6 protein-coding genes and 1 pseudogene are annotated in these 6,618 nt (G+C 68.4%); 5 read left to right on the top strand and 2 right to left on the bottom strand.

Annotated features, from left to right (window positions below; translation table 11 throughout):
- The 4 genes and pseudogenes from nadE to Q0066_RS13565 all read left to right on the top strand — a co-directional run.
- Positions 1–666: pseudogene (nadE, locus tag Q0066_RS13580) on the top strand (NAD(+) synthase); the annotation flags it as partial.
- Positions 663–1,274, top strand: a complete 612-nt coding sequence (locus Q0066_RS13575; RefSeq protein WP_298133772.1) for an HAD family phosphatase — start codon at positions 663–665, stop codon at positions 1,272–1,274. The pseudogene nadE and the gene Q0066_RS13575, both read left to right, overlap by 4 nt.
- A 10-nt stretch (positions 1,275–1,284) precedes the next feature.
- Positions 1,285–1,950 (top strand): hypothetical protein, encoded by a 666-nt coding sequence (locus tag Q0066_RS13570; protein ID WP_298133771.1) that lies wholly within the window; start codon positions 1,285–1,287, stop codon positions 1,948–1,950.
- The gene (locus Q0066_RS13565) at positions 1,947–2,546 is read left to right on the top strand and encodes an HAD family phosphatase (RefSeq protein WP_298133770.1); all 600 of its coding nucleotides are present in this window, start codon (positions 1,947–1,949) and stop codon (positions 2,544–2,546) included. The genes Q0066_RS13570 and Q0066_RS13565 overlap by 4 nt, the downstream gene beginning before the upstream one ends.
- A 107-nt stretch (positions 2,547–2,653) precedes the next feature.
- Here Q0066_RS13565 and Q0066_RS13560 read toward each other — a convergent pair whose 3' ends face one another.
- Complete coding sequence (locus Q0066_RS13560) at positions 2,654–3,088, bottom strand: TM2 domain-containing protein (protein ID WP_298133769.1); 435 nt, start codon at positions 3,086–3,088, stop codon at positions 2,654–2,656.
- A gap of 216 nt (positions 3,089–3,304) precedes the next feature.
- On the opposite strand from Q0066_RS13560, the gene Q0066_RS13555 reads away from it, so the two are divergent.
- Positions 3,305–4,561: a DUF445 domain-containing protein gene (locus Q0066_RS13555; RefSeq protein WP_298133768.1), complete on the top strand. Its 1,257-nt coding sequence runs from the start codon at positions 3,305–3,307 to the stop codon at positions 4,559–4,561.
- Positions 4,562–4,780: 219 nt separating this feature from the next.
- Here the strand turns inward: Q0066_RS13555 and Q0066_RS13550 are convergent, their stop codons facing one another.
- Positions 4,781–6,184, bottom strand: coding sequence for an MFS transporter (locus tag Q0066_RS13550; RefSeq protein WP_298133766.1), 1,404 nt, complete (start codon positions 6,182–6,184; stop codon positions 4,781–4,783).
- Between the last annotated feature and the right edge of the window lie 434 nt (positions 6,185–6,618).

Genomic DNA, 6,618 nt, shown 5'->3' with positions numbered 1-6,618 from the left:
CAGGCCGGGCTGCGCACCGACTACCTGTTCCGGCTGGCCAACCAGCGCGGCGGCATCGTGCTCGGCACCGGCGACCTCTCCGAGCTGGCGCTGGGCTGGTGCACCTACGGCGTCGGCGATCAGATGAGCCACTACAACGTCAACGGCGGGGTGCCGAAGACACTGATGCAGCACCTGATCCGCTGGGTGAGCGCGTCCGGGCAGTTCAGCGACGAGGTGGGCGAGGTGCTGCACGCCATCCTGGACACCGAGATCACCCCGGAGCTGGTGCCCACCACGCCGGGCGAGAAGCCGCAGTCGACCGAGGCGTCGATCGGGCCCTACAACCTGCAGGACTTCACGCTCTATCACGTGCTGCGGCACGGCACCGCCCCCTCGACGATCGCGTTCCTCGCGCTACATGCCTGGTCGGACGCCGCCCGCGGCGACTGGCCGGAGGGTTTCCCCGACGACAAGCGGGTCGCCTACGACCTGCCGACGATCAAGAAGTGGCTGGAGGTGTTCCTGCGCCGGTTCTTCGGGTTCGCCCAGTTCAAGCGCTCGGCGCTGCCGAACGGGCCGAAGGTGGTGCGCGGCGGCTCGCTGTCCCCGCGCGGCGACTGGCGGATGCCGTCCGACGTCTCGGCAGCACTGTGGCTGGACGAGTTGCAGCGCAACGTGCCATGACAACAGGAGCAGTGACAAGCGTCGTCTTCGACATCGCCAACGTGATCGTCGACTGGGATCCGCGGCGCACCCTGCCCGGAGCGCTCCCCCAGCCCGAGGTGGACGCGTTCTTCGCCTCGACGGAGTTCTGGGAGCTCAACGAGGCCTGGGACCACGGCCTGCCGGTGGCCGAAGCCGTCGCCGAGATGGACCGCCGGGCACCCCACCTGGGTGCCGCCTTCCGGCTCTACGTCGACCGGTACGCCCGCTCGGTGACCGGGCTCGTACCGGGCACCACCGAAGTGATCCGCGAACTGCAGGCGGCCGGTGTGCCCTGCTTCGGGCTGTCCAACTGGCCCAAGGAGACGTTCGACGTCGCCCGGGCGGCCGGCCCGATCATCGGCGAGTTGGACGACGTGGTCGTCTCGGGCGAGGTGGGCCTGACCAAGCCCGATCCCGAGATCTACCGGGTGAGCCTGCACCGGTTCGGCCTGGCCGCGGAATCGACGGTGTTCGTCGACGATCGGCAGAACAACGTTGACGCCTCGATCGAGGTCGGCATGACCGGGCTGCTGTTCACCGATGCGGCCCGGCTGCGCGCTGATCTGACCCGGCTGGGACTGTGGTGAGGAGCAGTCGGTGACTGTCGAGAAGCCCCGGGTGAACCCGCCCCAACTGCCTCCGCTGATCGGGCGCGAACTCGGCCCGGACGCCGACGGCGCCAGCCTCAGCGAGGCACGGCTGTCCTGGCATGCGGAGGAGGCGTCCGCGGTGGGAGCGACGATCAGTGACTCGCGGCTGGTTCAGTTGCCGGGACAGCGGTTGGCCGCGCGCCGCGTCCGGCTGGCCGAGGTGGAGGTGGACGACCCGGTCACCATCACCTGGGACGCTCCCCGTTCGGAGTGGCGTGGCGTCGTGGTCAGCGGCGGCAGCATCGGCGTGCTGGACGCCTCGGGCGCCCGCTGGAACAACGTGCTGCTGAGCGGCGTCCGGATCGGTTACCTCAACCTGCGCGAGGCCGTCGTCTCGGACGTCCAACTCACCGGCTGCCGGATCGGCACGCTCGATCTGGCCGGTGCGAACGTGACTCGGTCGGCGCTCGCCGAGTGCCTGGTCGAGGATCTCGATCTGCACAACCGCAAGGGGGAACACCTTGACCTGCGGGGCCTGGACATGGTGCGGTTGAATCGTCTGGACGGTGTCGACGGCATGGCCGGAGCCATCATCACCGACGAGCAGGCACACGGGCTCGGGCCGACCCTGGCCCAGGCTCTGCGGATCAGGATCGCCGAGGAGGATCTGTGACCACCGCCCTCATCTTCGACGTCGCCAACGTGATCGTGGACTGGGACCCGATCCGGGCATTGGAGGGCGTCGTGGACGCCGCCCGGATCGACGACTTCCTCACCTCGGAGGTGTTCTGGGAACTCAACGCCCGCACCGACGCCGGCATGCCGTTGCGCGACGCGCTGGTCGAGATGGATGACCAAGCCCCGCAACTGGCCGAGATCTACCGGGTCTACCTGGACCGCTTCCCGTTGACGGTCAGCGGACCAGTGCCGGGAACCGCCGCGGTGATCGACGACCTGCTGGCGGCCGGTGTGCCGTGCTTCGGGTTGTCCAACTGGGCCAAGGAGAACTTCAACATCGCCCGCCGTGCCAACCCGGTGATCGACCGACTGGCCGACGTGATCGTCTCCGGCGAGGTCGGCCTCGCCAAGCCCGACGCCGACATCTTCCGCTACGCCCTGGAACGCTTCGGCCTCGAAGCCGACGACACGGTGATGATCGACGACACTCAGGAGAACCTGGACTCGGCCTCCACCGTGGGGCTGGGCACCATCCTGTTCAGCAGCGCCGTCCAACTACGAACGGATCTGCAGGCGCGCCAGTTGCTCTGAGTCGCCAGACCACCTTCCGTGGGCCACCGTCGGTCGAGCTTGTCGAGACCCTTCCAACGCCAGCAAACCCGGTTTCGACAGGCTCAACCAGCGGGGATCCGGTGGAATCAGGGACGCAGCGGACGTCCGGCGCTATCACGGGGCTGCCCGGCCAGCAGCACGATGCCGTCGATCAACGGCCACAGCGCACCCACGCCGAGGGTGAACCAGGTCACCAGAATCTGCGCGATCGCCATGCCGGGATTGCCGAGGTAGAACCGGCCGACGCCGAAGCTGCCCAGGAAGATCTGCAGCAGGCCGGCCACCACCTTGCTCTTGTCCGAATACGGCAGGCCGGTCAGCGGATCGATGCCGAACGGCGCCAGCGCCTGCGGCGCATACGGATTCAACTGCGGCACGACCGGCAGCCCATAGGCCGGTGCCGGCGGCTGAGGCGGATAGCTGTTGTACTGCTGCTGCGGCGGGTACGGCGTGTACTGGTAGCCGCCACCGGCATGCTGGTGAGGCTCCGGCTGCGTGGGTGGGTAGGGGTTCTGGCTCATCACGTACTCCTGGGTGCTTCACCTCAGGATAAGGCGCAGCCACCGTACCTCGACGCCATCGTGTCGCTGAACACAGCGATGATCATTCACGTCATCCCGGGCTCCGACCCGGGATCGCAGGCGAGAGAGATCCCGGATCAAGTCCGCGATGACGATGGAGGGCTTTGATCGGCGCTTCCCTAGCCGACGTCCGGCTACTGCTGGAATCCTGGGCGGGTGTCGATCGCAACGATGTCACCGGCCGATCAGGAACGCGCGTCCCGGCTACGGCGAATGAAGCTGATCGCGCTCGGATTGTTGGTGCTCGCGGCGGCGGTCTATCTGAGCACGCTGCGGGTGGCCCATGACGGCGTCTGGGGCTTTGTCAACGCCGGCGCCGAGGCGGCCATGGTCGGTGCCCTGGCCGACTGGTTCGCAGTCACCGCGTTGTTCCGCCATCCGCTAGGGATTCCGGTGCCGCACACCGCGATCATTCCGCGCCGCAAAGACGACATCGCCCGCAACCTGCAGTCCTTCTTCACCGAGAATTTCCTTACCGAGGCGATCGTCCGCGAGCGGGTGGCGGCGACCCGGGTCGGCACCCGGCTCGGCGAATGGCTGCAGGTCGAGACCAACGCCGTCCGGGTGGTGGCCGAGGGATCCCGGCTGGCCCGGGTGGGTTTGGCCCGGATCTCCGACGACGACGTGAATCACCTGGTCAGCGAGGTGATCGTGCCGCGGCTGCGCTCCGAACCGCTGGCCGGCGCCGCAGGCGATCTGCTGGACGCCATCGTCACCGACGGGGCGCACCACGGGCTGGTCGACCTGGTCGTCGGCGAGGTGCACGACTGGCTGCGACGCCACCCCGACACCTTCGACGGGATCGTCGGCGAGCGCGCGCCGCGGTGGGCACCGGGATTCGTCAACCGCCGGATCGTCCGTTGGACCTACGACCAGGCGATGGAATGGCTGTGGGCGATCCGCCGCGACCGGGACCATCCGACCCGGGCCGCCCTGGACGACCTGCTGCGGCAGATCGCCGGCGACCTGCAACACAACCCGGTGGTGGCCGAGCGCGCCGAGAAGCTCAAAGACCGGCTGCTCAGCCATCCGCAGACCGCCGAGACGATCGTCAGCCTGTGGCGCACGGTGCAGGGATCGCTCGACTCGGCGCTCGCCGCCGAGTCGTCGGAACTGAAGCAGCGCGCCGTCCGTGCCGTCCAGCGGTTCGGCGACTCGCTGCTCGACGACGACGCCCTCCGCGCCCGCTTGGAGGGACGGCTGGAGGACGCCTCCGCGTTCGTCGTCCGCACCTACGGCGCCGAGCTGTCGACGGTGATCAGCCACACCATCGAGCGCTGGGACGGCGAGCAGGCCGCCCGCCGCATCGAGTTGCACGTCGGCCGCGACCTCCAGTTCATCCGGATCAACGGCACCGTCGTCGGCTGCCTGGCCGGCCTCGGCATCCACGCCATCAGCCTGCTGGTGCGCTGACCCCCGCCCCGTCGGTCGAGCTTGTCCAGACCTTGGGCAGCCAGCGCCGAGCTCACGTCATCCCGGACTTGATCCGGGACCCCGGCAGCACAATCGGCCTCATCAGATCCCGGCGTTCGCCGGGATGACGAAAGCCCCCGTCGGTCGGGCTTGTCGAGACCCGGCCAATCGGTGACCGAGGGGAGCCGTCCCCACGATCACCGGGGACGGTCCTCTTGGTCACCGGAGACGGGCGCCAACTACCTCGAGCTCGTCTTCGACGGACGCCGCCGAGTAGTCGGTGTCCTTGGTCTCACGGCTGAGGAAGAGCGCGATCAGGGTGAGAACGCCCGCGCCGGCCAGGTAGACGCCGACCAGCCACGTGCTGCCGCCGGCCTGTGCCCACAGGGCGACAGCGATGATCGGGGCCACCGCGGCACCCAGGATGCTCGACACGTTGTAGGCGATCGCCGAACCGGTGTAGCGCACGTTGGTCGGGAAGAGCTCGGGCAGCAGTGCCCCCATCGGGCCGAAGGTGGCTCCCATCAGCGTGAAGCCGATGATCAGGCCGGCCTGCGCCATCGCGCCGGTGAACAACGGATCCGCTTGGCCGGAGAACCACAACGGGAAGGCCAAGCCGAACACGATGATCACCGCCGTGACCCCGAGCAGCAGCTTGCGGCGTCCGATCGAGTCGGCGAGCGGGCCGGAGAGCAGCGTGAACAGGCCGAAGAAGATCACACCGATGATCTGCATCAACACGAACTGGGTGTAACCGATGCCCAGGCCGGCGGGCGTCGCGCTCGCCTTCGCGGTGCCGTAGGTGAGGGTGAAGCTGCTCATCAGGTAGAACAGCACGTAGGTGGCGAGCATGATGAAAGTGCCCAGCACCACCTCGCGCCAATGGAAGCGGAACGTGGTGCTCAGCGGCAGCTTGCGGATCGCGCCGCGCTTCTCGGCGTCCGTGAACGCCGCGGATTCGACCAGCTTCAGCCGCACCCAGAGCCCGACGATGACCATCACGGCCGAGAACAGGAACGGCACCCGCCAGCCCCAGTTCAGGAAGGCCTCGGACTGCAGCGCGCCGGCGGTGGGCGGGAGTGCCGCGTTGATCGACAGGAAGATCCCGTTCGCGATGATGAAGCCCAGCGGTGCGCCCACCTGCGGGAACGTGCCGTACCAGGCGCGCTTGCCCTCGGGGGCGTTCTCGGTCGCCACCAGCGCGGCGCCCGACCATTCACCGCCGAGCGCGAAGCCCTGCGCGAGGCGCAGCACCAGCAGCAGGATCGGCGCGAGCAGGCCGGCGCTGTGGAAGGTGGGCAGCAGGCCGATCAGGAAGGTGGCGATGCCCATCGTCAGCAGGCTCACCACCAGGGTGGTCTTGCGTCCTCGCTTGTCGCCGAGATGGCCGAAGAAGATCGCGCCGATCGGACGGGCGATCATCGCCGCACCGAACACGCCGAACGACGCGATCAGCGCGGTCGTGGTGTTGCCGGTGGGAAAGAACAGTTGCGGAAAGACCAGGACCGCCGCGGTGGCGTAGACGTAGAAGTCGTAGAACTCGATCGTCGTCCCGATCATGCTCGCGGTGATCACCCGCGCTGGAGAGTTCAGCGGGGCCGGAGTCGTTGGGGTAGCAGTCATGGGGTGTCTCCTTCCAACGGAGAACCCTATGACCGGCTCGGCCGCCGGCGTCCGTCATCCACGGGTGTCGCGCGAGTCAGCCGGCAGGTTGATCGTGCTGGAGCCGTCCCCTGGCATCCAGGACGAGTCATCCTGGGCTTGATCCGGGATCTCGGGGCCGCGGTCGGCACGCGAGATCCCGGCGTTCGCCGGGATGACGGATGTGGCAGGCAACGGCTCGGGTCTCGACAAGCTCGACCAGCGATGGCACCAGCTTGTCGAAACCACGTCCGACGGACGGCTCAGTGGCGCCGGCGACGCCCGTGCTCGCGCTCGCCGCCGTCGGCGGGAGCCTGGGAGTCGACCGGGGTGTCGTGGCGGTGGTAACCGCGTCCGTGACAGGTCTCGCAGGTGACGGTGAACGCCTCGGCCAGGCCGGTACCGATCTTCTTGCG

The sequence above is a fragment of the Micropruina sp. genome (assembly GCF_027492755.1).
Classification (GTDB): Bacteria; Actinomycetota; Actinomycetes; order Propionibacteriales; family Propionibacteriaceae; genus Micropruina.
Note: the sequence above shows the minus strand (reverse complement) of the source record. Positions and strands in the feature narration are given on the sequence as shown.

What these genes read in the sequence shown, in the direction of transcription:
- Q0066_RS13550 (WP_298133766.1), bottom strand. Translation starts at nt 6,184, where the DNA reads ATGACTGCTACCCCAACGACTCCGGCCCCGCTGAACTCTCCAGCGCGG.
- Q0066_RS13560 (WP_298133769.1), bottom strand. Translation starts at nt 3,088, where the DNA reads ATGAGCCAGAACCCCTACCCACCCACGCAGCCGGAGCCTCACCAGCAT.
- Q0066_RS13575 (WP_298133772.1), top strand. Translation starts at nt 663, where the DNA reads ATGACAACAGGAGCAGTGACAAGCGTCGTCTTCGACATCGCCAACGTG.